Origin of the sequence: Microbacterium terregens, assembly GCF_039534975.1 — a bacterium.
In the GTDB taxonomy this organism is placed as follows: Bacteria; Actinomycetota; Actinomycetes; order Actinomycetales; family Microbacteriaceae; genus Microbacterium; species Microbacterium terregens.
Genome location: NZ_BAAAWH010000001.1, coordinates 1,311,537 through 1,336,017, shown reverse-complemented (window position 1 = coordinate 1,336,017; position 24,481 = coordinate 1,311,537). Strand labels below are relative to the sequence as shown.

At 71.5% G+C, this 24,481-nt stretch carries 20 protein-coding genes; 8 read left to right on the top strand and 12 right to left on the bottom strand.

What is annotated here, in order from left to right:
- Window positions 1-15: 15 nt before the first annotated feature.
- From hpf to mtrA, 5 genes are all read right to left on the bottom strand, one after another.
- Window positions 16-672 carry a ribosome hibernation-promoting factor, HPF/YfiA family gene (gene hpf / locus ABD655_RS05960; protein WP_344712388.1) on the bottom strand — a complete coding sequence of 219 codons (657 nt, stop codon included), beginning with the start codon at window positions 670-672 and terminating at the stop codon, window positions 16-18.
- Between the two features lie 110 nt (window positions 673-782).
- On the bottom strand, window positions 783-1,460 hold the full coding sequence (locus ABD655_RS05955; RefSeq protein WP_344712387.1) for a ComF family protein: 678 nt from the start codon (window positions 1,458-1,460) through the stop codon (window positions 783-785).
- 99 nt (window positions 1,461-1,559) lie between these two features.
- Window positions 1,560-3,245 carry an LpqB family beta-propeller domain-containing protein gene (locus tag ABD655_RS05950; protein ID WP_344712385.1) on the bottom strand — a complete coding sequence of 562 codons (1,686 nt, stop codon included), beginning with the start codon at window positions 3,243-3,245 and terminating at the stop codon, window positions 1,560-1,562.
- Window positions 3,242-4,948: an MtrAB system histidine kinase MtrB gene (mtrB, locus tag ABD655_RS05945; RefSeq protein ID WP_344712383.1), complete on the bottom strand. Its 1,707-nt coding sequence runs from the start codon at window positions 4,946-4,948 to the stop codon at window positions 3,242-3,244. The genes ABD655_RS05950 and mtrB overlap by 4 nt, the downstream gene beginning before the upstream one ends.
- 8 nt (window positions 4,949-4,956) lie before the next feature.
- Window positions 4,957-5,637 (bottom strand): MtrAB system response regulator MtrA, encoded by a 681-nt coding sequence (mtrA, locus tag ABD655_RS05940; protein ID WP_344712382.1) that lies wholly within the window; start codon window positions 5,635-5,637, stop codon window positions 4,957-4,959.
- 212 nt (window positions 5,638-5,849) lie between these two features.
- On the opposite strand from mtrA, the gene ABD655_RS05935 reads away from it, so the two are divergent.
- The 6 genes from ABD655_RS05935 to aqpZ all read left to right on the top strand — a co-directional run bounded on the left by ABD655_RS05935 (window position 5,850) and on the right by aqpZ (window position 12,464).
- On the top strand, window positions 5,850-7,295 hold the full coding sequence (locus ABD655_RS05935; protein ID WP_344712381.1) for a hypothetical protein: 1,446 nt from the start codon (window positions 5,850-5,852) through the stop codon (window positions 7,293-7,295).
- Window positions 7,286-7,963: a DUF4129 domain-containing protein gene (locus ABD655_RS05930; RefSeq protein WP_344712379.1), complete on the top strand. Its 678-nt coding sequence runs from the start codon at window positions 7,286-7,288 to the stop codon at window positions 7,961-7,963. The genes ABD655_RS05935 and ABD655_RS05930 overlap by 10 nt, the downstream gene beginning before the upstream one ends.
- Complete coding sequence (locus tag ABD655_RS05925) at window positions 7,960-9,135, top strand: DUF4350 domain-containing protein (RefSeq protein WP_344712377.1); 1,176 nt, start codon at window positions 7,960-7,962, stop codon at window positions 9,133-9,135. Before ABD655_RS05930 ends, ABD655_RS05925 begins: the two co-directional genes overlap by 4 nt.
- Before the next feature lie 95 nt (window positions 9,136-9,230).
- Window positions 9,231-10,160, top strand: a complete 930-nt coding sequence (locus ABD655_RS05920) for an AAA family ATPase (protein WP_344715702.1) — start codon at window positions 9,231-9,233, stop codon at window positions 10,158-10,160.
- 108 nt (window positions 10,161-10,268) lie between these two features.
- Entirely contained in the window at window positions 10,269-11,576 is a 1,308-nt protein-coding gene (locus ABD655_RS05915) for a DUF58 domain-containing protein (protein ID WP_344712375.1), read from the top strand.
- Between the two features lie 102 nt (window positions 11,577-11,678).
- Complete coding sequence (gene aqpZ, locus ABD655_RS05910; RefSeq protein ID WP_344712373.1) at window positions 11,679-12,464, top strand: aquaporin Z; 786 nt, start codon at window positions 11,679-11,681, stop codon at window positions 12,462-12,464.
- A gap of 74 nt (window positions 12,465-12,538) precedes the next feature.
- Here aqpZ and katG read toward each other — a convergent pair whose 3' ends face one another.
- The 3 genes from katG to ABD655_RS05895 form a co-directional block, all read right to left on the bottom strand.
- Window positions 12,539-14,845, bottom strand: a complete 2,307-nt coding sequence (gene katG / locus ABD655_RS05905) for a catalase/peroxidase HPI (RefSeq protein ID WP_344712372.1) — start codon at window positions 14,843-14,845, stop codon at window positions 12,539-12,541.
- 81 nt (window positions 14,846-14,926) lie between these two features.
- Window positions 14,927-15,364, bottom strand: coding sequence for a Fur family transcriptional regulator (locus ABD655_RS05900; protein WP_344712370.1), 438 nt, complete (start codon window positions 15,362-15,364; stop codon window positions 14,927-14,929).
- A gap of 65 nt (window positions 15,365-15,429) precedes the next feature.
- On the bottom strand, window positions 15,430-16,425 hold the full coding sequence (locus ABD655_RS05895; RefSeq protein ID WP_344712368.1) for a stage II sporulation protein M: 996 nt from the start codon (window positions 16,423-16,425) through the stop codon (window positions 15,430-15,432).
- Between the two features lie 16 nt (window positions 16,426-16,441).
- On the opposite strand from ABD655_RS05895, the gene ABD655_RS05890 reads away from it, so the two are divergent.
- Entirely contained in the window at window positions 16,442-17,299 is an 858-nt protein-coding gene (locus tag ABD655_RS05890) for an RDD family protein (protein WP_344712367.1), read from the top strand.
- Window positions 17,300-17,812: 513 nt separating this feature from the next.
- On the opposite strand, the gene ahcY is transcribed toward ABD655_RS05890, so the two are convergent.
- Window positions 17,813-19,279: an adenosylhomocysteinase gene (gene ahcY / locus ABD655_RS05885; RefSeq protein ID WP_344712365.1), complete on the bottom strand. Its 1,467-nt coding sequence runs from the start codon at window positions 19,277-19,279 to the stop codon at window positions 17,813-17,815.
- Between the two features lie 57 nt (window positions 19,280-19,336).
- Window positions 19,337-19,546 carry a DUF3499 domain-containing protein gene (locus ABD655_RS05880; protein WP_257502896.1) on the bottom strand — a complete coding sequence of 70 codons (210 nt, stop codon included), beginning with the start codon at window positions 19,544-19,546 and terminating at the stop codon, window positions 19,337-19,339.
- Between the two features lie 149 nt (window positions 19,547-19,695).
- On the opposite strand from ABD655_RS05880, the gene ABD655_RS05875 reads away from it, so the two are divergent.
- Complete coding sequence (locus tag ABD655_RS05875) at window positions 19,696-20,136, top strand: metallopeptidase family protein (protein WP_344712363.1); 441 nt, start codon at window positions 19,696-19,698, stop codon at window positions 20,134-20,136.
- 24 nt (window positions 20,137-20,160) lie between these two features.
- On the opposite strand, the gene ABD655_RS05870 is transcribed toward ABD655_RS05875, so the two are convergent.
- Both ABD655_RS05870 and ABD655_RS05865 read right to left on the bottom strand, forming a co-directional pair.
- Window positions 20,161-21,579, bottom strand: coding sequence for a DUF5719 family protein (locus tag ABD655_RS05870; RefSeq protein ID WP_344712361.1), 1,419 nt, complete (start codon window positions 21,577-21,579; stop codon window positions 20,161-20,163).
- Window positions 21,576-24,422 (bottom strand): glycosyltransferase, encoded by a 2,847-nt coding sequence (locus tag ABD655_RS05865; RefSeq protein WP_344712360.1) that lies wholly within the window; start codon window positions 24,420-24,422, stop codon window positions 21,576-21,578. Before ABD655_RS05865 ends, ABD655_RS05870 begins: the two co-directional genes overlap by 4 nt.
- Window positions 24,423-24,481 lie beyond the last annotated feature (59 nt).

The following is a 24,481-nucleotide window of genomic DNA, read 5'->3' as shown; positions in this document are numbered from 1 at the left end:
TGAGCGGGACGTTCGCTACGCGACCGCGGCGGGCGCGGTCTGAGTCGTCAGCGAGATGACGCCGTAGTCCCAGCCCTTGCGCCGGTAGACCACGCTGGGGTGGTCGGTGCGCGCGTCGATGAAGAGGAAGAAGTCGTGTCCGACAAGCTCCATGCGGTCGACGGCCTCTTCCACCGCCATCCACTCCGGATCGAACTCCTTGGTGCGGATGACCACGGGCGTGTAGTCCGCCTCATCCTCGCTGCCGGTCACCACGGGGATCTCCCCGGTTGCGACGGCCCGAAGAACCTCCATGGAAGCGGGCTGCACGTCGATGCCGGAGAGCTCGCCGCTCCCCTTCTCGAACTTCGCACCGCGGGGGTGGTTGCGGGCATCGACGCGCTTGTCCTTCGCGCGCCGCAGCTGCTCGCACAGCTTGTCGACCGCCATGTCCAGGGCGGCGAACTTGTCGGCATCCGTTGCCTCGGCGCGAACCAGAGGACCCCGCCCGGTGAGCGTCAGCTCGACCGTCTCGTCCTCCATGCGACCGTTGTGATACGCCCGGTGAGTCACTTTGATGTCCACGCGTTGAGCGCGTGGCGCAAGGGTCTCGATGCGGGCGGTCTTGTCCTCGACAACCGAGCGGAAGCGATCGGTGATACCCACTCCCACGCCGACGATGCTGGTTTCCATCCCTGACCTCCTTGTTCCGGTCCACCCGGCCAAGGGCGGACCCTGAGTCGCCTTGTCATGCCAACGCTATCCCGGCCCCGGTCGCCTGTCACCTGTGAGTTCCAAATGCGTCACTGCCGCGGGCCGTGGCGTGGAGTGGTCGCGATGGTCGCCGCTCCGAGCACCTCGGCACCACCTGCGCGCAGGGCACGGATCGCCTCGTCGAGAGTCGCTCCGGTGGTCACGACGTCGTCGATGACGACGACACGCAGGCCGGTCGCGCCCCGCGCGACGAGCGATCGCGCGACATTGCGGCGGCGCCCGGCACGGTCCAGACCGCGTTGGTCGGCCGTTGCCCGGGCGATGGCGAGCAGCCGCGCCGGTCGCAGGCCGGCGTGGCGCGCCACGAGTTCGACGACCCGGTAGCCGCGGCGCCGGTAGGCGGCGCGCGAAGTCGGAATCGGCACCACGACGACCGTGTGCGCCGGCGCCGTCCCGCCGTGTCCGGATGCCCCGGCCTCCGCCGCGTCCACCGCTGCCCGCAGCGCCGGCGCGAGATGGCGGGCAAGACCGGTGCGGCCCTCCTCCTTCAGCGCGCGCACGACCCGCGCGGCGACTCCCTCGAAGCGCAGGCCGCTCCACACTCCGGGTCGGCTGCGCGTCACGCTCGGGCGCAGCAGGGCGCAGCAGGCCTCACAGAGGGCGATATCGGGCTCGTCGCAGCCCGCGCACGCGACCGGCAGAACGAGCGCGAGCGCCTCGGCCAGCGCGTCTCGCAGCGTCGCGCCGATCCATCCCCACGTGTCCACCCGCCCACGATGGGGCGCAGGAGCATCGTGGCGTACCGGCCAGGGGACATCGGTGCAATGCACCCGCTCCCGGCCCGCTGGGGAGGACTGCGCCGCGCGCTACTGGGGAGAGCCCTGCTGAGTGGCCAGGACCAGAATCCCGCCGGCGGTGCGCTGCCAGTTCGCGCCCCGCTTGACGTACAGCGAGCCGTCCTCGGCGCGCAGGCGCACGCTCGAGATCGAGGTTGCGCCGGCGATCGACGCCGCGCCGAGCGGCGCCTCGATCGTCGCACTCGGGCCGCCGACCAGCTGCTCGGTGAACAGGGGCCCCTCCGGGCGGGCGGTCAGCACGCCGAGACTGACGTCGTCCAGCCAGGCCAGGCCGGACCCGGCTCCTGGCAGCGCGCCGAGGGGGACGGGATCCCCGATCCGCAGCGGTCGGTTGTCGTCGCCGCGCACGATGCCGGCGACCCGCACCTCGGTCCGGTCACCGGCCACGAGCAGCGCCGCGACCCGCGCACCGTCTCGAGAGACCGCCATCGCGACGATCTGCGTCGCTCCCGGCCACGCGTCGGCGATCGGGAACTGCTGGCCGTCGACCGAGAACACCGTGACCGCCGAGGGCTGGTCGCGCGGCACGCTCCAGATGTAGCCGAACGGATCGGCGCTCGGATTGACCAGACCGGCGCGAACGTCCACGACGGCGATGCCATTGGTCGCCGGCACGCGCGCGACCGTGCCGTCCGTGAGCCGGACGGCCGCGAAGTCACGGTCGGTCGCGACCTGGATCGCCGCGGGGGTCACGTTGGCCATCGCCGCCGACAGGCCAGGAATCTGCGTGAGCTCGTCGCCGGCGAGGAAGCCGAACCCCTCGTCCGTGAGCACCAGGGGCGGTCCCGTCACCCGCGTCGACCGGGTGGAGACGGGTTCGGCCTCGAGCGGTGCGGACGCGACCGACATCAGCGCGCGGGACACACCCGCGGTGGCCAGGCTGGCGGTCAGCTGGGTCTGCATGCGGTCGAGGGTGGCCGGTTCGATCAGCAGCGCGTCCGCGCTCAGCGCCACCTGCGCGACCCCGGACTCCAGGGGCACGGAGGGACGCGCCAGCGACACGCCCTCGGGGAAGGCGTTGCGGACCGAGTCCAGAAGCCAGGGACTCGGCGCACCGTTGACGAGGGCTTTGCTGATCCGCGTCGCCGCGTTCGTGGTCGGGAACCAGCGAACGTCAGGGACCAGGAACTGCCACGTGGGGTCGAAGTACATCAGTGAGTAGCGATGGAAGACGTTCGCGAACACGTCGCGGTCGACCACCACCCCGTCCGGGGCCTCGGTGATCCGCCACTCGCCGTTGTCCTGCTGGGCGAGGCGGAACGAGAGCTGGGTGGCACCCGCCTCGGCCGGCTGGTAGGCGCCGGCCTGGTCGACCGTCGCCACGGCGACCAGCGAGAGCGCCACGGCACCCTCGGTCGGCGAGACCGTCGTACGGGCGTCCGGCAGGTCGATCGTGACGCTGGCCTCCGGATTCCACGTCTCCCGGATCGAGGGGGCGAGGAACATGCGCGCGACATCCCAGTTCGCGGCGGGTCCCGGCCCGGACCCGGCGCGGACGAAGCCGTCGACGATCTGCTCGGGGGTCGCTCCGGGCTGCGGCTCGTCGGGGCGGAAGAGGAACTCGGGCGAGAAGGCATCATCCCCCGCCGCCAGCCCCGGATTGACCGGTCCGCTGGCCGGGAGGCCCGCACAGGCGGACAGCACGAGTGCGGCGGCCGCGAGAACGGCCGCCACCATGCCCCGGCGCGCCTTCATGATCCACTCCCCCGGGTCGCGGCATCCGCCGGCATGTCCCCGGACGGGATCTGGATGGGCTGGGTGAGACCGAAGTCGTCCAGGGCGGCGCCGGAGTCATCGCCGGGGTCGGCCCGGATGGGCGACGGGGCGGTCAGCACGCCGCCGTGACGTGGAAGCGTGAGGACGAAGTTCGAGCCGCGTCCCAGATCGGACCAGACGGCCAGCTCCCCGCCGTGCAGGCGTGCATCGCCCAGGGCGATCGAGAGCCCGAGACCGGTGCCGCCGATCGTGCGCGTGCGCGAGGGGTCGGCGCGCCAGAACCGGTCGAAGACGCGCTCCGCGTCCTGCTGCGTCATTCCGAGGCCGAAGTCGCGCACGCCCAAGGCGACCGACTGCTGGTCGCTGTCGACCGTGATGACGATCGGCCGGCCCTCGCCGTGCTCGATCGCATTGCCGAGGAGGTTTCGCACGATGCGCCGTACGCGTCGTGGGTCCATCTCGACGGGCGAGTACCCGCCCGGGGCGACGAGGCGGACGTCGGTGCCGTGCTGCTCGGCGAGCTGATGCATCGAGCCGATCACGTCCTCGGCGAGGTGCGCGAGGCTTGTCGGCTCGAGTTCGAGCTGCACCGAACCGGCGTCGTAGCGGCTGATCTCGAGCAGGTCGGTCAGGAGCGTCTCGAAGCGCTGCACCTGTGCGTTCAGCAGCTCGGCCGCCCGGGCGGTGGACGGGTCGAAGTCCTCGCGGTGGTCGTTGATCATGTCCGCCGCGAGTCGGATGGTCGTCAGCGGCGTACGCAGCTCGTGGGAGACGTCCGATACGAATCGCTGCTGCACGAGGGACAGATCGGCGAGCTCCTTGATCTGCGATTCGATGCTGTCGGCCATGGCGTTGAAGGATCGCCCCAGGGTGGCCAGTTCGTCCTCGCCGCGCACCGGCAGACGCACACCGAGCTCACCGGCGGCGAGCTTGGCGCTCGTGTCCGCCGCCTCGCCGATCGGGATCGTCACCGATCGCAGCACGAACCACGAGATCGCCCCGATCAGCACGACCAGCGAGATACCGACGATCCACAGCGTGGTCTGGACGAAGCCGAGCGTCTGCGACGCGCTGTCCAGGTCGTACGCCAGGTACAGCTCGTAGCCGCCGACGTCGGGCACGGTGAGCTGCTGACCGACGATGATCCCGGGCACCGGTCCGTCGGCCAGGGGCAGTTCGACGGACTGCCACCACTGCTGTGCGGCATCCGACTGCACCGCCTCGTGCATGCCGTCCGAGATCACTTCCTCGGTGAGCCCCGGGGTGGTGAAGTTCTGCGGTGCCAGCTGCGAGGGTTCCCGATCGATCCGGAACGCGGCGATCATGTCGGTCGAGGATCGCTCGGCCAGGGTCGTGCGCACGCTGTTCCAGAGATTCTGGATCTGAACGGTGTCGCCCTGGACGGCCGCGGCATCCAGAGTCGCCTGCGCCGCCTGGGTCGCCCGCAGCGAGTCGCGGAGCACCTGGTCCTTGCGCGCCTGGAACAGATCGTTCTGAATCGCCAGGGCCATCCAGATGCAGGCGACCAGGATGGCCAGCGCCGTCAGCGCCAGCGTGATCAGGATCGTCCGGAACCGGAGCGAGCGCCGCCAGAGGTTCGCGAGGCTGTCCGGCCACGAGCGCCAGTCACGCCATGCCGTCGCCGGGAGGCGGGATGCCGTGACCGCCGTCGCGGGAGGCATCGACGACCTCACACCACGGCGCCGGCGCGGTAGCCGACGCCGCGCACCGTCGTGACGATCTTCGGGTTGTCGGGATCGAGCTCGACCTTGGCGCGAAGGCGCTGGACGTGAACATTGACCAGGCGCGTGTCGGCCTTGTAGTGGTAGCCCCAGACCTGCTCGAGCAGCATCTCGCGGGAGAACACCTGCTGGGGTTTGGCGGCCAGGGCCACCAGCAGCTCGAATTCGAGCGGGGTCAGCGCGATCGGCGCCTCGTCGCGGCGCACCTCGTGGGCGGCCACGTCGACGGTGAGATCCCCGATCCGCAGCGTCTCGTTCGCCGGCTGCGCCGCGGGGCGCAGCCGCGTGCGGATGCGCGCGACGAGTTCCTTCGGATTGAACGGCTTCACGATGTAGTCGTCGGCGCCGGATTCGAGGCCCTTGACCACGTCGGCGGTGTCGGTGCGCGCGGTGAGCATGATGATCGGAACCCCGGACTCGGCACGCACGCGGGTGCAGATCTCGATGCCGTCCATCCCCGGCAGCATGAGGTCGAGCAGGATCAGATCCGGACGCTCGGCGCGCCAGATGTCGACCGCCTTCGAACCGTCCGCGCAGAACGCGGTCTCGAATCCCTCCGTGCGAAGCACGATGCCGATCATCTCGGCGAGGGCGGTGTCGTCATCGACCACCAGGATGCGTGATGTCATATCTCGCGTTTCGTCCTTTGCGTCGGGCCGGGGCGCGCCGTTCTCGCGCCTTCCCCGTGCGCTTCCCACAGAGTAGTGGACAGCGGCTGTGGACAGGCCGAACGCGGACCGGCCAACGCGCCGGACGACCGCGAGCGCAGCCGATCGGTGTGACACGATAGGGCCCGGGGCGGAGCCCCCGAAGCAATCAGACAGCACGAGGAGGGGCATCCGTGACCGCCTATCCGGCCTGGACGCCGGCATCCCGCGCCGGGATCATCCCGCTCCGCCCGCTGACGTTCGGCACCATCCTCGGACGATCCTTCGCCGCCCTGCGGCAGAACCCGCGCGTGCTGCTCGGATTCGCGCTGTGCGTGCAGACCGCCGCCTACCTCCTGGTGCTCCTCGGTGTCGGTGCGGTCGCGCTGGCCTCGTTCACGCGTCTGGACACCCTCCGCGAGGGAACGGACGAGTTCGAGGCCGTGATGGCCGGTTCGATCGCGCTGACCTCGATCACCGCGCTCGTTCTGGGCCTTGCCGCCGGCGCCCTCGGCGTGATCGTGCAGGGTGTCGTGGTCAGCGAGGTCGCGCACGCCGCCGTCGCCGAGAAGCTGACCCTCCGTGCACTCTGGCAGCGGGTTCGGCCCGTGGCCTGGCGATTGATCGGCTACTCGCTGCTGCTCGCCGTCGCGGTGCTGGTGCTGATCGCGATCGTCACCGCCGCGATCATCGCGGTCGGCGTGGCCGCACTGCCCCTCGCCGTCGCCCTCACGATCCTGGTGATCCTGGCCGCGATCCCGTTGGCGCTGTGGCTGACGACCAAGCTGCTGCTGGTCCCGGCGACCATCATCCTCGAGCACGCCACCATCCGCGGTGCGATCGCGCGCGCCTGGATCCTCATCCGCGGCCGGTTCTGGCCCGCGCTGGGCGCGATCGTCATCATCTCGCTCACGTTCGGCGCGATCTCGCAGGTCATCAGCATCCCCTTCTCGTTCCTCACCACGGGGCTCACGACGATCATCAGCCCGACCGGCGACCCCGAGCCGTCCGCGATCATCGGCATCCTGGTCGCGCTGGTGCTGACCCAGGTGGTCACCCTGCTCATCCAGTCCGTGGCCGTCGTGGTCCAGGGCACCGCGACCGCGATCATCTACATCGACTGCCGCATGCGACGCGAAGGTCTGGACATCGACCTGCTCACCTACATCGAGCGACGGGATGCCGGGGCGATCGGTCTGGCCGATCCCTACCGCGAGAACATCGGGCGGCGGATCGCGCCGCGCCCGCCCGCCTATCCGGTGCCCGGGTACCCGGCCGGGCAGGGATACCCGCCCGCGTACGCCGGACAGCTTCATGCGCCGGGCTCCGGACAGCCGGGCGCCCCCGGGTACCCGCAGCCGTATCCCGGTTACGCCCCCGCGCCGCCTCCGCCGACCGCGCCCGCACCGTGGTCCGGCCAGGCCTCGCCCGCTCCCCCGCCGCAGCAGGGATACCCGCCGGTGGGGTCGCCGCAGCAGGGATACCCGCCGGTGGGGTCGCCGCCGTACGCGGCGACCGCCACGGCGCCATCGGCCGAACCCGCGCAGCCCGCGGCGGACGAAGAGCCGCCGCCCGCGACACGGTGGACCGCGCCGGGGGCGCCGGCCACAGAGATCGACCCCGAGTCGCCGTGGTCGTAGCCGGCGCACTCTCCCGGCTCGCCGAGTCCGTGCCGCCCCTCATCCCTGATCGCGACGAGGCGCGCCGGTGGGCCGAGCGCGAACTGGCGGATCCGCGGTACGCGATCGCTGAGCCCACGCCCCTCGATCGGATCGCCCGGGCCATCGCCGAGTTCTTCGAATCCCTCTTCTCCGCGGAGCTGCCGGCGGTGTGGGGCCCCTGGGTCGCCATCGTGGCCGCGGTCGTCGTCGGTCTGGTGATTCTCGCGGCGTTCCTGGTGTGGGGCGTTCCCCGGGTCACGGCTCGTCCGCGGACGACCGTCGACCTGTTCGGTGTGGACGAGCAGCGCAGCGCCGACCAGCTGCGCCGGGAGGCGTCATCCTCCGCCGCCCGAGGCGACTGGGACGACGCGATCGTTCTGCGCTTCCGGGCGCTGGCACGCGGGCTGGTCGAGCGCGGCGCGGTGGACACGCCCCCCGGGGCGACCGTGCACGCGTTCGCGCGGGCCGCGGCGCGCGCGTTCCCCGGGCACGCGGATGAGCTCGAATCCGCCGCCGCGGCGTTCGACGACGTCCGGTACCTGCGTCGCCCGGGCACCGAGGATCTGTATCGCCGCGTGGTCTCCGTGGATGAGACCGTCCGTGCCATGCCGCCGGTGCTGCCCGTCCTGGCCGGGGCGAGCTCGTGACGGCGCTCGACACGCGCACCGCGCCTCCGCAGCGCCGCCGGCGCATCACCGGATGGGTGGTCATCGCGGCGGTGCTCGTCGCCGTCGGCATCGCCGGCTCGGCGCTAGCGGGCATCGGCCAGTGGGCCGAGCGCGAGGCGTTGGACCCTGAATCGGCCGGCCCGACCGGCGCGCGTGCCCTCGCCGAGGTTCTGCGCGATCACGGAGTCGAGGTCGTCGTCGCCCGCGACCGCACCTCCGCCGAGGCCGCGCTCGCGCGCGGTCCGGCGGTCCTCACGATGGCCGACGCGCCATACCTCTCCGACGAGGCCCTCACGGCCGTCGCGGATGCCGCGACGGACGTCGTCCTGATCGACCCGCGTTCACGCACTCTGCGGCTGCTTCTGCCGGGCGCGACGACCCACGGCGTCGGTCCCGGCGCTGCCGTTCCTCCCGCGTGCGAGCTTGCTGAGGCGGAGCGCGCCGGTTCCCTCTCCCCGGGCGCGATCTACGCGCCGGGCCCTCTGGCGACCTCGTGCTATCCCACCGGAGGTGGATACGGCCTCCTCGTCCAAGAGGATGACGGCCGCCGCGTGGCGGCCGTCGACGGTCGCGCGCTGTTCACGAACGAGCACCTCGCCGCCGAGGGCAACGCGGCCCTCGCGGTGAACCTGCTCGGCCGGCACGCCACGCTGGTCTGGTATCTGCCCGACATCGGCGACAGCGACATCACCGACGCGGATTCCTCGCTGGGCGAGCTCACACCACCGTGGGTCAGCCCGGTCATCGTCGTGCTCCTGGTCGCCGGCATCGCCGCCGGGATCTGGCGCGGCCGGCGTTTCGGCCCGCTCGTCGCCGAGCGCATGCCGGTGACCGTGCGCGCGGCGGAGACGACCGAGGGGCGGGCGCGGCTGTACGCGCACGCCCGCGACGCGCTTCACGCGGCCGATCAGCTGCGCATCGGTGCGCTGGCCCGCTTGTCCCGGATGCTCGGCCTCGGTCCTTCGGCGTCCGCTCAGGAGATCGCGGATGCCGCGGCCGCGCGGGCGGCACGGGACCGGGGCGCGGTCCGCCGCATCCTCATCGACGAACTGCCCCGTACCGACGCGGACCTCGTCGCGCTCGGTGAAGATCTTCGTGCCCTCGAGCAGTCCGTGCACGCGGCCGTACGCCCTGAAAGGAACACCCGATGACAGACCCCAGCCCCCGCGAGGCAACCGCCGAGCAGGCCGCTGCCGCCCCGGCATCCGACAGCCCCACCCTGGACGATGCCGCACTCCGGGAATCCATGAACCGGGTGCGCATCGAGGTGGGCAAGGCGGTCGTGGGCCAGGACGGCACCGTCACCGGGCTTCTCATCGCCCTGCTGGCCCGCGGTCACGTGCTGATCGAAGGCGTGCCCGGCGTCGCCAAGACGCTGCTGGTGCGGGCCTTCAGCGGTGCGCTGGGCCTGGACACCAAGCGCATCCAGTTCACGCCGGATCTCATGCCGGGCGATGTGTCCGGGTCGCTCATCTACGACGCGCGGGCGGGAGAGTTCGAGTTCCGCGAGGGCCCGGTCTTCACCAACGTCGTGCTGGCGGACGAGATCAACCGCACACCCCCGAAGACCCAGTCCGCCCTTCTGGAGGCGATGGAGGAGCGACAGGTCTCCACGGACGGCGTCACCCGCGCGCTCCCCGATCCCTTCCTCGTGGCCGCCACGCAGAACCCGATCGAACAGGAGGGCACGTACACGCTGCCCGAGGCGCAGCTGGACCGGTTCCTTCTGAAACTGATCGTCGACATCCCGCCGCGCGAGACCGAGCTCGCCGTTCTGCGACGCCACGCCGAGGGCTTCGACCCGCAGAACCTGGCCGCGGCCGGGCTGCGGCAGACCGTCGATGCCTCGGAGATCCGCGCGGCGCAACGGGCCGCCGCAGCCGTCACCGTGGCGGACGACGTGCTGGCCTACATCGTCGATCTCGCCCAGGCGACCCGTCGTTCCCCCTCGGTGCAGTTCGGCGTCAGCCCGAGAGCGGCGACGGCGCTGCTGGGGGCATCCAAGGCGTGGGCGTGGCTGGGCGGCTACCCGGCGATCACCCCCGACCATGTGCAGACGATGCTCGTGCCCACCTGGCGGCACCGCATCCGCCTGCGCCCCGACGCCGAGCTCGAGGGCGTCTCGGTCGACGCCGTGCTCGGCTCCGTGCTGCAGCAGACCCGCGTGCCGATTTGACGCGATCCGGATCGATGCGAGCGAAGCCCGCGTTGATGCGGGTCGGGTCAAGATCGAGTAGCGAGCGCCAGCGAGCGTATCGAGATCCATAAGCCAGCAAGGAGCGCAATGTTCGTCACCGGCCGCTTCCCACTCCTCGTCGCCCTCGGCGTGGTGCCCGTCGTGCTGCTCTCCGTCGCCGGTGTCGACGCCTGGGTGGCCGCGGCCGGCTGGATCGTGCTGTGCGCCGGCCTCGCGTTCGCCGACGCGGCCGCCGCGGCCGATCCCCGCGACATCCGCATTCACCGCCGCGTGCCGGGACGCGCCATGCTCGGGCGGCCGGTCGAGACGGAGTTGTGGCTGGAGAACACCGGCCGGCGCGGGGTGCGAGGCCGGCTCCGCGATGCGTGGCAGCCCACCGCGGGCGCGTCCGCCGACCGCCTGGACATCGATGTCCCCGGCGGTGAGCGTCGCCGTGTCGTCGTTCCGCTGCTCCCCCGCCGCCGCGGCGAACTGAGCTCCGCGTTCGTGGTGATCCGCGCCGACGGGCCGCTGCGACTGGCCGGGCGCCAGGTGAGCATGCCGACGCGGGGCGCGCTGCGTGTGCTGCCGCCGTTCACCGCGCGCCGGCACCTGCCCTCGCGGCTCGCCCGCCTGCGTGAACTGGACGGCAACACCAGCGTGCAGGTGCGCGGCCAGGGCACGGAGTTCGACAGTCTGCGCGAATACGTCCGCGGTGATGACGTCCGGTCGATCGACTGGCGCGCGACGGCGCGAGCGGGCACGACGATGCTGCGGACGTGGCGGCCCGAACGTGATCGCCACGTCGTGATCCTCCTGGACACGGGCCGCACGGCCGCCGCGCGTGTCGGCAACGGCGTCCGATTGGATGCCGCGATGGAAGCGGCGCTGCTGCTCGCGGCCCTCGCCTCCCGCGCCGGCGACCACACGCACCTGCTGATGTTCGACCGCGTTCCCCGTGCCCGCGTGACACGCGTGGAGGGGCCCGCACTGCTTCCCGCGCTCGTGGACGCGATGGCACCCGTCGAGCCGCAGCTGATCGACACGGACTGGGATGCCGCGTTCGCACAGGTGCGCACGCTCACCTCCCGGCCGTCGCTGGTGGTCGTCCTCACCGCCCAGGACGCACCGGAGTCGGCCCGCGGCTTCCTCGGGTCGCTGCCGGCTCTCACGCGGCGCTCCCATGTCCTGGTCGGCACGGTGACCTCCACGGACGAATCCCGTGCGGACGACGACCGAGGGACCGCCGCGGACGTGTATCGAGCGGCGGCGAACGAGCAGACCGCGCGCGATGCGGCGCGGGTCGCGGCGGCCATCGGGCGTGCGGGAGCCGAGGCGGTCGCCGATTCCGCAGAGGGTCTCCCGCCGAAGATCGCCGACTGCTACCTCGCGCTCAAGGCCGCCGGCCGGCTCTGAGCGGTCGCGTGCCCGCGCCGTTGTCCGAAAGGACACGCGGCGTCACAGTGCCGGCCGCGCGCGCCGTGGCGATACGCTCACGACGAAGGAAAGGAGTCCGCCATGTCGGATACCACCACTGAGCCCAGCACAGCGACGAAGCTGGTCGCTGAGGCTCTCGGCACGTTCGTGCTCGTCTTCGGATCCATCGGCACCGCCCTCTTCGCGGCCGATTTCGGCGTCAGCGAGAACGGGACCTCGCTCGGTGTCGGTTTCGTCGGCGTGGCGCTCGCGTTCGGTCTCACCCTGCTTGCCGCCATTTACACGTGGGGCCCGGTCTCGGGCGGCCACTTCAACCCGGCTGTGACCTTCGGCCTGGCCGCCGCCGGCCGATTCGCGTGGAAGGACGCCCCAGGATACATCGTCGCCCAGATCGTCGGCGGAGCGCTGGGCACCACTCTGATCGTGCTGATCGGGCTGTTCGGACCGGCGAACTGGCTCAGCACGGCGCAGGACGGCGGGTTCGCGAGCAACGGCTTCGGCGAGCACTCGCCGGGCGGTTTCGGACTGGGGGCCGCGATCGTCGCCGAGATCCTCTTCACCGCGATCTTCGTGCTCGTGATCCTCGGTGTGACCCACGCCAAGCGCGGCGCGGGCAACTTCGCGGGGCTCGCGATCGGCCTGACCCTCACCTTCATCCACCTCGCGTCCATTCCGATCGACAACACCTCGGTCAACCCGGCCCGCTCGATCGCCACCGCGATCTACGGCGGCGGCGACGCGCTCCTCCAGCTCTGGGTGTTCCTGGTGTTCCCGCTGGTCGGCGCCGTGCTCGCCGGTTTCCTGCACCGTGCGCTCTTCGAACCCAAGGTCGCCCCGCCCGCCCAGCGCGAAGCGCGCGTGCGGTAGAGACGTCGCAGCGCTCCGCGCTGACAGAAGCGGCCCGCCCCTGATCGGGGCGGGCCGCTTCTGCATGGTGCGGGTCAGACCAGGTCGAAGCGGTCCAGCTCGGTGACCTTGCCCCACGCGGCGACGAAGTCGCGCACGAACTTCTGCTGGGCGTCGTCGCTCGCGTACACCTCGGCGACGGCGCGCAGCTCGGAGTTCGAGCCGAACAGCAGGTCCACGCGGGTGCCACGGCCGACCACGGCTCCCGACCCGTCCTGCGTGCCCTCGAAGGCCTGCGAGCCGGGGTCCAGCGGCGTCCACGTCGTGCCCAGGTCGAGCAGGCGGACGAAGAAGTCGTTCGTGAGCACCCCGGGGCGATCGGTGAAGACCCCGTACTCGGAACCGTCCCAGTTGGCGCCGAGCACGCGCAGGCCGCCGACGAGCACGGTCATCTCGGGCGCGCTCAGTGTGAGCAGGTTCGCCTTGTCGATGAGGTGGTGCTCCTGCGGCAGGACCGCGCTCCGTCCGTAGTAGTTGCGGAACCCATCGGCGGCCGGCTCCAGGTACGTGAACGACTCGGCGTCGGTCTGCTCCTGGGTGGCGTCGGTGCGGCCGGGGTGGAAGTCGACCTCCGCCTCCACGCCTGCTGCCCGTGCGGCCTGCTCGACCGCCGCGTTGCCGGCCAGCACGATGAGGTCGGCCAGCGACACCTTCTTGCCGTCCGCACGGTCCTGATTGAACTCGGCCTGCACGCCCTCGAGCGCCGCCAGCACCGTGGCGAGCTCGGTCGGGCGGTTGACCTGCCAGTCCTTCTGCGGCTCGAGCCGGATACGGGCGCCGTTCACGCCGCCGCGCTTGTCGCTGCCGCGGAATGTGGATGCCGCGGCCCACGTGGTGGTGACCAGCTGCGCGACCGACAGCCCGGTGGCGAGGATGCGCTCCTTGAGCACCGCAGCGTCGGCCGCGTCGATCAGTTCGTGGTCGACGACCGGCACGGGGTCCTGCCAGATGAGCTCCTCAGTGGGTACCTCGGGCCCGAGGTAACGATCGATCGGGCCCATGTCGCGGTGCGTGAGCTTGAACCACGCGCGCGAGAAGGCGTCGCCGAAGGCCACCGGATCGTCCTTGAACCTCCGTGAGATCTTGTCGTACTCCGGGTCGACGCGCAGTGCGATGTCGCTCGTGAGCATGCGGGGCTCGCGTCGCTGGGAGGAGTCGTGTGCGAGCGGCACCATGTCCGCACCCATCCCGTTCTTCGGACGCCACTGGTGGCCGCCGCCGGGGCTGCGCATGAGCTCCCAGTCGTAGGCGTAGAGGATGTGGAAGAACTCGTTGTCCCAACGGGTGGGGTGATAGGTCCAGGTGACCTCCAGGCCCGACGTGATGGTGTCATCGCCCTTGCCCGAGCCGTAGTTGTTCTTCCAGCCCAGACCCTGCATCTCGAGCCCTGCCGCCTCGGGGTTGCCCTCGAGGTTCGAATCAGGGGCCGCACCGTGAGTCTTGCCGAAGGTGTGACCACCGGCGATCAGCGCCACGGTCTCCTCGTCGTTCATCGCCATCCGGCTGAAGGTCTCGCGGATGTCGTGCGCGGACTTCAGCGGGTCGGGCTCTCCGTTGGGGCCCTCCGGGTTGACGTAGATGAGGCCCATCTGCACGGCGGCGAGAGGCTTCTCCAGCTCGCGGTCGCCCGAGTAGCGCTCATCGCCGAGCCAGGTGGTCTCCGGACCCCAGTACACGTCCGCGTCCGGCTCCCATACGTCGGGGCGACCGCCGGCGTAGCCGAAGGTGTTGAAGCCCATCGATTCGAGCCCGACGTTGCCGGCGAGGATGATGAGGTCCGCCCACGACAGGTTCTGGCCGTACTTCTTCTTGACCGGCCAGAGGAGGCGCCGCGCCTTGTCGAGACTGACGTTGTCGGGCCAGCTGTTCAGGGGCGCGAAACGCTGCTGCCCCGCGCCGCCGCCGCCGCGACCGTCGGTGACCCGGTAGGTTCCTGCGCTGTGCCATGCCATGCGGATCATCAGCGGGCCGTAGTTGCCGAAGTCCGCCGGCCACCAGTCCTGCGAGGTGGTGAGCAGCTCTTCGATGTCCTTCTTGACCGCCGCGAGGTCCAGCGCCAGGAAGGCCGCCTTGTAGTCGAAGTCCGCGCCGAGCGGGTTGGCGACGGCGGGGTTCTTCGCGAGGATCTTCAGGTTCAGCTGGTTGGGCCACCACACGCTGTTGGCCGAACCCGTGGTCGGGTGCGGCTGGTCGCCGTGCATGACGGGGCACGCCTCAGCCTCATTCGGCCGCGGACGCGTCTCGCCGTCGTCGCGTTCGTCGACCGGGGTGTCGATGGGGGTGACGGCCTGGTCGATGCCGCTCGCATCGTCGCCGATCTCGGGAATCGTGTCATCGGTCATGGGGGTGTCCTTCCATTCGGGGGTCAGAGCCATTCGGAGGTCAGAGGCCGTTCGGGGTGCTGGCCGTTGCGGGCCGGGATGTCAGAGGCGAGGCGTGGCGCACTCGGCGCATGTGCCCCAGAAGGTCACGTCGGCGGTCGTGACCGTGAATCCACGGGCGTCTGACGGCTGCAGACACGGCGCGTCGCCGGCAACGCAGTCCACGTCTTCGATGCGGCCGCAGCCCGTGCAGATCAGGTGGTGGTGGTTGTCGCCGACGCGCAGTTCGAAGAGCATCGGGTGCCCGGCCGGCTCGATACGACGCACCAGGCCCGCATCGGTGAAGTCGGACAGCGCGTTGTAGACGGACTGCGGACTGGTGCTCGGGATGCCGGGCAGCACGGTGGCGTGGATCACATCGACGCTCGCATGCGAGTGCCGCCGGAGCGCATCCAGCACGGCGCGCCGAGAGTCGGTGACCCGCAGCCCCGCGGCTCGGATCGCGTCCGCCGTCGTACTGTGCTGCTCTCCGTCGGCCATGGCTTCAGCCTACACTTTTTAGCTATTCAAAACACGGATGCCGCGGCATCACCATCGAAGCGTGTTCAGCCGGCGACGAGCCGGGACGTCCCCGCCTCGTACTCGGTGAGGTCGCCGGTCTCACCGCGGCGGTGCGCCCGACCGCCGATTCCGATCATGTAGAAGAGGAAGGCGGCCAATGCGGCGGCGCCGATCCCGATCTTGACCGGCCACGGCCACGGCTGCGCGGTTACGAATCCCTCGATCGCGCCGGCAACGGCCAGAGCGATGATCAGGCCCACGGCGACGGTGGCCAGCGAACGCCCGGCGGCGGCGAGCGCCTCGCCGCGTGTCCGCGGGCCGGGCGCGACCCAGGCCCAGAAGATGTGCAGCCCGGCAGCGGCGGCCACGAAGATGCACGTGAGTTCCAGCATCCCGTGCGGGAGGATGAAGAGAAGGAACACATCGCCGCGGTCGAAGGCGAGCATCACGGCCGCCGCGGTACCGACGCCCACCGCGTTCTGGACGAGCACCATGAGCGGCCACACGCCGGTGATGCCGAACAGCACGCACTGGGCGGCGATCCACGCGTTGTTGGTCCACACCGTGCCGGCGAACACGGCGGCGGGGTTCTCGCTGTAATAGCCGGTGAAGCTGTTCTCGGCGTAGTACTCGAGTTCGGCGCGGCTGCCCAGGGACGCGACCAGCGCGGGGTCGCCGGAGACCCAGAAGGCGACCAGCGCACCCACGGCGACGAAGCCCACCGCGATGACGAGCGTCGTCCACCGCACGCGATAGAGGGCGGCGGGCAGCTGCAGGGCGAAGAAGCGCGGGATCTGGCGTGCGACGTTCTCGGGTGCGCCGGTGAGGCGCAGCCGGGCGCGGGCGAGCATCGTCGAGACGTGGTCGCCCTGCGCCGTACGACCCGCCGAGGTCTTGATGTCGGCGAGGTCCGCCGACGCGGCCCGATAGCGCGTGACGAGTTCGTCGACTTGCGTCCCGGTGAGCCGTCGCGTTCGGCTCAGTTCGTCCAGCCGCGCCCACTCGTCGCGTCGCGCGGCGGCGAGAGCGTCGAGATCCATTTGGTTTACTGTACCCATGCCCGCTTCGGATCCCGCCGCCGGTCCTGCCCGGGTGATCGAGATCCAGCAGGACGAGGTCCTCACCGGCGAGGCCGTTGCCCTGGACGTCCAGCCGGTCGGGTTCTTCCTGCGCGGGCTCGGCACGCTGATCGACGTCCTCCTCGGCGTCGGGGTGCTCCTCCTGTTCCTGTTGGTGACCTCGTGGCTCGTCGGCCAGAGCCTCATGGACGTGGTCGCGCTGCCGATCCTGACCGTGACGACCCTGGTCACTGTCACCGTCGTCATCCCGACCGTGGTCGAGACGATGACCCGCGGCCGCAGTCTCGGCAAACTCGCGGTGGGTGGACGCATCGTGCGCACCGACGGCGGTGCCTCGGGATTCCGGCAGGCCTTCATCCGCGCACTCGCCGGAGTCCTGGAGATCTGGCTCACCCTCGGCGCGGTCGCCGCGCTCGTCGGCGCATTCACGCCCCGCGCACAGCGGCTCGGCGATCTTCTGGCCGGAACCTACTCCGAGCGCACCCGCACACCTCGCCTGCCGCCGCCCGCACCGCCGGTTCCGCCGGCCCTGGCCGGGTGGGCAGCGGTCGCCGACGTCGCCCGCCTGCCGGATCGGCTGTCACGACGCATCGCGCAGTTCACTCAGAACGCGGATGCCATGCAGCCGCCCGCGCGGGCTCGGCTGGCGGCATCCCTCGCCGGCGAGACCGCCGTGCACGTCTCGCCCGTCCCCGCGGTCGACGGCGAGACGTTCCTGCGCGCGGTCGTGGCCGTCCGGCGCGACCGCGAGCTGCGCGCGCTGCAGCTCGAGGGGCAGCGAGTGGCGGCGCTGACGGGCTCCACCGGAGTCCCCCGCGGGTTCCCGGAGCGCTGAGTTCCGGAGTCCCCCGCGGGTTCCCGGAGCGCTGAGTTCCGGAGTCCCCCGCGGGTTCCCGGAGCGCTGAGTTCCGGACGCGCCTCGCTCCGCAGTCCGCTTCTGCGCCCCCTCCGCACCCGCAACCCGCCGCTTCTGACTGCGGGGCCCCCCGCGCCGGGGAGCTCGGCGCTCCGCAGTCACTTTCGGCGAGCGAGCACACGCGTGACCCGCAACTCATGACTGCGGAACCACCCGCGACGCGTGGCGCTCGGCGCTCCGCAGTCACTTTCGACGACCGCTCCGCACGCGCGACCCGCAACTTATGACCGCGGAGCCACCCCCGCCCGGGGGCGCCCGGCGCTCGGCAGTCACTTTCGGCGACCCCTCCGCACGCGCGACCCGCAACTTATGACCGCGGAGCCACCCCCGCCGGGGGCGCCCGGCGCTCGGCAGTCACTTTCGGCGAGCGCGGAGCCGCCCGAACCCGCAACTTATGACCGCGGAGGCACCCGCGACGGGGCGCCGGATGACTCAGTAGCGGTAGTGATCCAGCTTGTAGGGGCCGTCCACGGGCACTCCGATGTAGGCCGCCTGCTCGGGCGAGAGTTCGGTCAGCTCCACACCGAGCGCGGCCAGATGCAGACGCGCGACCTTCTCGTCCAGTGCCTTCGGCAGCACGTGCACGCCGACCGGGTACTGGTCGACGTTGGTGAACAGCTCGAGCTGGGCGAGCACCTGGTTGGTGAAGGACGCGCTCATCACGAAGGAGGGATGCCCCGTGGCGTTGCCGAGGTTCATCAGGCGTCCCTCGCTCAGCACGAGCACGCTGCGTCCGTTCGGCAGCCGCCACTCGTGCACCTGCGGCTTGATCTCGATCGCCTCGGCACCGGCGAGCTGCTCCAGCCCGGCCATGTCGATCTCGTTGTCGAAGTGGCCGACGTTCGCCACGATCGCCAGATGCTTGAGTCCCTGCAGGTGCTCGACGGTGATGACGTTCTTGTTGCCCGTTCCGGTCACGACGAGATCGACGTCTCCCAGCACCGACTCCAGTCGGGCGACCTGGAACCCGTCCATCGCGGCCTGCAGGGCGCAGATGGGATCCACCTCGCCGACCACCACACGCGCGCCCTGACCGCGAAGCGCTTCGGCCGCGCCCTTGCCGACGTCGCCGTATCCCGCGACGAAGACCGTCTTGCCGCCGATCAGCACGTCCGTCGCGCGGTTCAAGCCGTCCGGGAGCGAATGGCGGATGCCGTACTTGTTGTCGAACTTCGACTTGGTGACCGAGTCATTCACGTTGATCCCGGGGAACAGCAGTGTCCCGGATGCCGCGAGCTCGTACAGCCGGTGCACGCCCGTGGTGGTCTCCTCGGTGACGCCGATCAGCTCACGACTGATCCGGGTCCAGCGGTCGGGGTCGGCGGCCAGGCTCGCGCGCAGCGTCTGCAGGACCACGCGGTACTCGTGCGGGTCGTCGCCCGCGGCATCCGGGACCGCGCCGGCGGCCTCGAACTGGACCCCCAGGTGGACGAGCATCGTCGCGTCGCCCCCGTCGTCGAGGATCAGGTTGGGGCCGGGGTAGCCCTCGGCCGACCAGTCGAAGATGCGGTCGGTGCACGCCCAGTACTCCTCGAGCGTCTCGCCCTTCCACGCGAACACCGGAACCCCGGCGGGAGCATCGACGGTCCCGTGCGGCCCGACGGCGATGGCCGCTGCGGCCTCGTCCTGGGTGGAGAAGATGTTGCAGCTGGCCCACCGCACCTGCGCGCCCAGCGCCACCAGGGTCTCGATGAGCACGGCGGTCTGCACCGTCATGTGCAGCGACCCGGCGATGCGCGCGCCCGCGAGGGGCTGCGACGGACCGAACTCCTCGCGCAGTGCCATCAGGCCCGGCATCTCGTTCTCGGCCAGCCGGATCTGATGCCGACCAGCCTCGGCGAGGGCCAGGTCGGCGACGCGATAGTCCAGCAGTGCGGGGGTGGTGAGGTCGGTGCTCATCCGGCCATTGTCCCAGACCACGCTTCGGGGTGGCCTCAGACTCCGGCGGGGCTGCTGCTAACGCTGTGCGATGGTCTCGTGCCGGACCACGACCCACCCACGCGGCATCGAGAGCCGGTCGGTGTGGATCGCGCACAGGTCATGCGCGTGCGGATCACCACCGGCCCCCAGCGGACCGAGAGCGGCCATCTGGTCGGGGTAGTCGTACGTCAAGGTGGAGACCGCCTCTCGGGCGCATCCCACCTTCGAGCAGAGTCTCTGGCGCATCGCAACCACGCTATCCAGCGGCAGAGCGATCGACGGGATGCCGCGCCGCAGCGTCGCCCGCGCGCGCCCGGATCCCGCGCCTGCTGCGGGCTGAGCAGTCGGATCCGTGCACCCCGAGCCCGCCCGCGCGGGGCCCATAGGATGGACGCATGGCATGGCGTCGGAGCAAAGAGGCGGCTTCGCCGGCGCGTCGGCCGGCGCGTCACGGCCGCCACGGCCGCGAGGGTCGCAGTCCCATCGTCCGCCCGCCGCTTCCGCCTCTGGAGACGCGCGTGGAGCGGTTCGATCTCGCCGTGGGCACCGCCGCCGAGTTCCTCCGTTCGGCGTGGCCGGAGCTTCGCGATGTGAGCTTCGAAGTCGGCGATATGCCCCCGGCGGCGGACGACGACGGCATCCCCCGCTGGCGGGTGCTCACCGCCGAGAAGCGGATCATCCTCTACCGGCTGCCGATCGAGCGGCTGAGCCACCTACACCGGGACGACGATCTGCACCGCCGCATCATGATCGAGGGCAGCGTCTTCCGCGCCGCCGCCGAGTATCTCGACCGCGACCCGTGGGATCTGGGTCCGGAGCGCTTCCGGTATTTCTGAGCCGAGCCGGGTCGATCCGCGCCGCTAGGGATACACGGTGATCTGCTGCGCCGCGGCATCCGAGGGCCACACCGGGAAACCGGCGAGTGCGCCGTCGCCGGTGAGTGACACCCCGGCACGGATGCCGTCGCCGCCCGCGTCGAGCAGGTACACGCTGCGCGACGTGAGTCGCACCGAGGAACTCTCGCCCGGCGGGACGGTCACCTCGGTGGAGAAGCTCCCATCGACCGCGTCCACCGTCGTGGTCACCGGCTCCGCGGTCGGGTTGCCAAGAGTGAGCACCGGAGTCGGACCGGGAGGCGTCGCGAACAGTCCGGGCCCCGCGACCGCCGGCGCCGCGCTGTACCAGGCGAAGTCGGCACCCTCGCCGAACCCGGTCGTCTGCCATACCGCTGCGACGACCGTGGCCTCTGCGGAGACCTCGACGGTGTATTGACCGGTAGCGAGCCCGCCGAGGTCCACCTCCGTCGGGATACCCGCCGTGAGCGGCACTGTCATCGGCGCCGCACTCGAGGACGTCGTCCCGACGGCGGAGGCGGTGACCACGGCGGTGGTGTCCTCGACCGGCGAGAGGATGCGCACGACGGTCGCGGCATCCGATGTGCCCTCCGCGTCGGGATTCTGGGTGACCGTGACGCCCGGCATGACCTGAATGCGATCCGGAGCCGCGATCGCGCCGACCTGATCCACCCCGCCGGGAACCAGCGTGCGCGTGATGCTGGCCTGCAGCGCCGCCTGCACGGGTGCTCCCATCGCGGTCACCCGGATGACCGGACTCTCCTCACCCAGCTGCAGACCGGCCAGCGGAAGGACGATCTGCGCGCCCGGGCCGACGACGAGCTCGCCCGCACCCGCGGGCACCTGCGGTCCGCTCGCACCGAAGACGGTCAGCTGCACGGTCGCCGCCACTGTCCCCGGGTTCGCGAGCAGGAGTGTGTCGGATGCGCCGGTCGCCGCGGAGCCGCCGACGAGCCAGGACTCCATGAGCGCCGGCCGGCATGCGGATGCGGCGAAGCCGCTCAGGTCGTCCGCGACGATCGTGGAGGACCCGGATGCCGCGACATCGGTGCGTGTGCCATCCATCGGCTCAGCCACCACCGCGGTGGCCGGCGCCGTGCCGTCCGATGCCGGTGTGGTGAGCGAACGCGACGTCGGCGCCGGACGCCCCTCGGCCACGCCGCTGGTCACCGTCTGGGGCGCGGCGGTCACGATGCGGCCGACGTCCTCCAGTTCGCGACCGAGCGCCAGCAGCCCTCCCTGGCAGACGACCACGCTCGCCGAGGGCGCCGGCATCGCCGTGATCGCCACCGGTGCGCGGGCGACGGTCGGCCACGGCAGCGAGACCGCCGTGACGACGGCGATGACGAAGCCGATCGCGACGAGGGTGCCTACCAGCAGTCGTGCACTCGTGGTCGCCCAGCGGAATACCCGGCGGTCGCTCATCGGCCCTCCTGCCAGTGCGGGCCGACGATGCGTGAGGTGCGTCGTGCCTCGCGTCGGGACGCGGTCGTCGGGATCGCCAGCAGCAGTGCGACCGCGACAGCGGCGAACTGGGCCAACGCGATACCGCGTGCGATCTCATGAACGGATGCCGAGGCCTGCGCCCGCGGCGCGGTCGGCTGTGTCACGCGCCAGAGCACGCCCTTGGCCGTCTCGCCGACCGAGTCCAGGTCATCGCGCTGGTCCAGCGCCGTGGCGGCCGCCAGTCGGAAGGCACGCGCGGCGTCGGACTCCGGCGCTGCGGTCGGCGCCAACAGTACGAAGCTGACGCCGTATCCGGCCAGGTCGGCGACGGCGCTGTCGGCGGTGGAGGTCACAAGATCGGCAGTCAAGGTTGCGATCCTCTCGTCGGCCGGGGTCGCCTTCGAGCGGGTGGAGATCATGGTCGCCTGACCGTCGAGCGTCTCGCTGCCGCCCCACACGACGCGCGACGAGACGCCCCCGGCGTTCTGCGGGGTCAGGATCATCGTCCCGACGTCGGGGTCCTCGCGTCCGGCGGCGCTGACGTAGGCCGGCAGGGTGCTCTGCGGTCCGTTCGTGAGGGTCGACGTCCCGCGCGCCATGGCGGACAGGCTCGGCAGCGCCAGCACCGTCAGCGCCAGCATCACGATCACGGCGGCCGCGGTCCGCGCCGAGGCCAGCCGCGGTGCGAGTCCGACGTCGAGTGCGGCCAGGGCTCCGCCGAGCACTCCGAGCCACGCCAGGCTGAGACCCGCCCCCGGCCAGAGCGGCGCGGGCAGCGACTGCGCGAAGGCGACCGAGACGCCCACCGCCGTGAACGCGGTGGCCAGGCCCAGCGCGGCGATCACCAGCAGGACCACACCGGCGGCCCATCGTTGGGTCAGCGGCGCCATGAGCGCCAGCAGTGCCACCGGCGCGGCCAGCAGCGGCACCCACCACGTCGGCCATCCGGGCACGAAGCCGACCCACCCGACGATGTCGGAGGTCGGGATGCCCGCCGCCAGCAGCGCGCGGCCGGCGGCATCGGCGCCGACCTGGTTTCCCAGCCAGGTCAGTCCGGGGTCGGCGAGGAGCCCGAGAGGATTCCCGGCGCGCAGCTGATGCCACACGATCGGAGCCGCCAGCAGCGCCGCCGGCACGACGAGCCAGATGACCCTCGCCACGCCGCGCCCGCGCCGCAGGATCACCGTCAGCACGATCGCGCCGATCCAGATCACGATCAGTGCGGGCGCAAGCGAGGGTGCCGAGGCGACAACGGCCGCGAAGACGACGGATGCCGCGCCCGACGCGACCCAGGAGCGATGTGCGACCGAGCCGGCGTAGAAGAGCCAGGGCAGCAGCAGATGGGCGATCACCGCGCCGGGACGCCCCTGCGAGAGGGCGGCCATCAGCGTAGGCGCCAGAGCCCAGATCGCGCCTCCGGCGAATCGCAGCAGGGACCGGTCGGTCACGCGAGTGGCGGCGAACCAGCCGCCCAGCGCGGACAGGGGCAGCGCGAGCAGCCACAGCACCACCAGAGCGCGGGACGGCTCGAGGGGCCAGAGGCTGCCGATGATCGCGAGGACCGCGGCGAACGGATCGGCCGGCCCGACCGTACCCAGGCCCGAGGCGCGCAGACCGTAGGCCGCCTCCGCCCACAGTTGCGCCGCGGTCGCGGCCAGCGGGGCCAGTCCGCCGCCGCCCAGCACGGGCCACGCCGCAAGGGCCGGGAACGCAGCGATCGACACCACCAGGGTGCCGAGCACCAGCCATGCGCCCCCACCGGTGAAGAAGCGCAGCTCTCCGCGGCGGGACGGCGCCGTGGAGTCGGCGTCGTCGTCCAGCTGCTCGCGCAGGTCTCGCCGGGTCACTCGCAGCGGCGCCAGCTGGGTCCACGACACCTTCCGCGTGGTGCGGATGCCGGAGCGCGCCCGCGCGACGGCGGGCAGGCTCACCGCAGCCACGGCGGCTGCTCCCCACTCCGGCCAGACCAGTGACGGCTGCTTGCGCACGATCTGCAGGATCGAGCGCCACAGCGCGGTCGGCAGGATCGCAAGCCACAGGAAGGGAACGGCCAGCGGCGGCGCGTAGGCGAGGCGTCGATGCAGCTCGGCGGTGCGCGAGGCGAACGCCCGTCGTCGACGGCGCGCGCCGGTCAGCGGGACCGGCAGCCCCGCGACACCGTCTCCGGCGACCGCGACGAGGGCGGTCGGCACGAGCAGGACGCGCGCGCCGGCGAGCCGCGCCCGCACGCCGAGGTCGAGGCCTTCGTCGGCGCCGACCAGACCACGATCGATGCCGCCGAGTTCGCGCCATGCCTCCGTGCGGACGAGGACGCCGCGGATGTCCGCGCCGAGCACGTCCTCTCGCGCGTCGTGCTGGCCCTGATCGAGTTCGTCATCGGCCAGGCCGACGCTGCGACCGAACGCCGTCACGCTCGCGCCGAGCGAGACGATCTCGGCACGGTCGTCCCAGCGAACCAGTTTCGGGGCTGCGAACGTGACCGACGGACCCAGCTCGAGCGCACCGACCAGACGGCTCAGCGCCTCGGGCTCGGGCGCGGTGTCCTGCGCGAGGATCCACACCGCGTCGCCGGTCAGCCGCAGGGTCGCCATCGCGGTGGCGGCGGCGAACCCGGTCGAAGCGGGCGCACTGATCACGGATTCGGCCCCGGATGCCGCGGCCACCGCCGTCACACCGGTGTCGTCTCCGCAGACCACGATCGTGAGCGCATCGACCCGTCGGCTCTGGTCCGCGAGCGCGGCGAGGGTGCGGCGCAGGTGATGTGCGGCGGGGGTGCGCCCATCGGGGCGCACGACGAGAATGGCGTGGACTCTGGCGGGCATGACGTGGACAGCCTAGGCGCGTCGCCCGGCCGTGCCGGGTGCACGCGCCGCTGTCGGTC